Below are 1618 nucleotides of genomic sequence, written 5' to 3'. Positions count from 1 at the left end.
CGCGTGGACCCCGGACGGCCAGGACGACGCACAGCAGGACCCCCACCGCCGGCGCGAGCGCGAGCCAGTGGCCGGGGCCGCGGTCGCCCCGCGACGGGAGCAGTGACCACACGAGCACCGGCAGGGCCAGCGACGCCAGCAACGCACCCCACCACCGCAGCCAGGCACCCATCGCTCCCCTTCCCTCGCCGCGGAGTCTGCCAGGGATACCACCCGCACGGGGTTCACCTCGGCGTCATGCCCGGGCCACGGCCGGGCCACCGGGACACGCTTGGCTCGCGAGCAGCCGGCGCCACCCGGGCGCCGGACGTCCAGGGGGAACGATGAACCGAACCATGCTGGGAGCCGGCACCGCCGCGCTGCTCGCCCTCACGCTCGTCCCGGCCGCATCCGCGGCGGCCGACCGTCACCACGACCGTGACCGGGGCACGCACCTGGCCAGCCGGTCCGTGCTGCCCGCCGAGACCTTCGTGCCGGGCAGCGAGCCGTCCGGCTTCTTCACCGGCAACACCGCCGCGCCGTTCCCGGGCCAGCCCGTGCAGGGCTTCTCGGGCGTGCACGCGCTGGCCGACGGCAGCTACCTGACCATGAGCGACAACGGCTTCGGCACCAAGGCCAACAGCCGCGACTTCCAGCTGCGCGTGCACCGCGTGAAGCCCGGCCGCGACGGCCGCACGCGCGTCCTGCCCGGCGGCTTCACGCTGTCCGACCCGCGCGGCCACGTGCCGTGGACACTGTGGCGCGACGGCGGCTGCGCCGGGGCCACCGACCTGCCCTCCGGGTACACCTGCCCGCAGCCGGACCGGGTCCTGACCGGCTGGGACTTCGACGTCGAGTCCATGCAGGTTGCCGGCGACGGGACGTTCTGGTTCGGCGACGAGCTCGGCCCGTTCCTGCTGCACACCGACGCGCGCGGCCGGCTGCTCGAGGCACCGGTCGCGACGCCCGGCGTCACGTCCCCGTCGAGCCCGCTGCTGGCCGGCGCGACGCCGAACCTGCCCGACTCGAAGGGCTTCGAGGGCATGGCCATCACGCCCGACGGGAAGCGCCTCCTGCCGATGCTCGAGGGCAGCACCGCCGAGGACAAGGCGGCCGACGCGCGTCCGACCTGCGCATCTACGACGTCCGGCTCGGCCGTCACGGCGCCCGGTTCACCGGGGACTTCGACCGCTACCGGCTCGAGGCGCCCGACCACGCGATCGGCGACGCGATCGCCGTGAACGCCCACCAGCTGCTCGTCGTCGAGCGCGACAACCTGGCGGGGGCTGCGGCGCGGTTCAAGAAGGTGTTCCTCGTCGACCTGCGCGACCGCGACCGTGACGGCTACGTCGACAAGCGCGAGCTGGTGGACCTGCTCGACCTGCCCGACCCGCACCGCGTCGGCGGGTCCGGGCGGACGTTCGCGCTGCCCTACGTGACGATCGAGGACGTCGAGCTGCTCGATCGCGACACGATCGCCGTGCTCAACGACAACAACTTCCCGGCCACGGGCGGTCGCGGGACCGACGTCGCGGACGTCAACGAGCTCATCACGATCGACCTGGCGAAGCCGCTCGCCGTCGACCGGCGGCTGCTGCCCGGCCGGCTCGCCCCGGCGACGCCTCTGAGCGACGCCCCG

2 protein-coding genes are annotated in these 1618 nt (G+C 74.4%); both read left to right on the top strand.

The features are described from left to right. The first annotated feature begins 323 nt into the window (after positions 1-323). Positions 324-1220, top strand: a complete 897-nt coding sequence (locus AC2W7G_RS15795; RefSeq protein WP_485869276.1) for an esterase-like activity of phytase family protein — start codon at positions 324-326, stop codon at positions 1218-1220. Next, on the top strand, positions 1109-1618 hold a 510-nt coding region (locus AC2W7G_RS15790; RefSeq protein WP_485869277.1), incomplete at its 3' end, for an esterase-like activity of phytase family protein. The genes AC2W7G_RS15795 and AC2W7G_RS15790, both read left to right, overlap by 112 nt.

This window comes from Aeromicrobium sp. PFPM2_SD2 (genome assembly GCF_057364525.1).
This window is presented reverse-complemented; position numbering and strand designations above follow the sequence as displayed.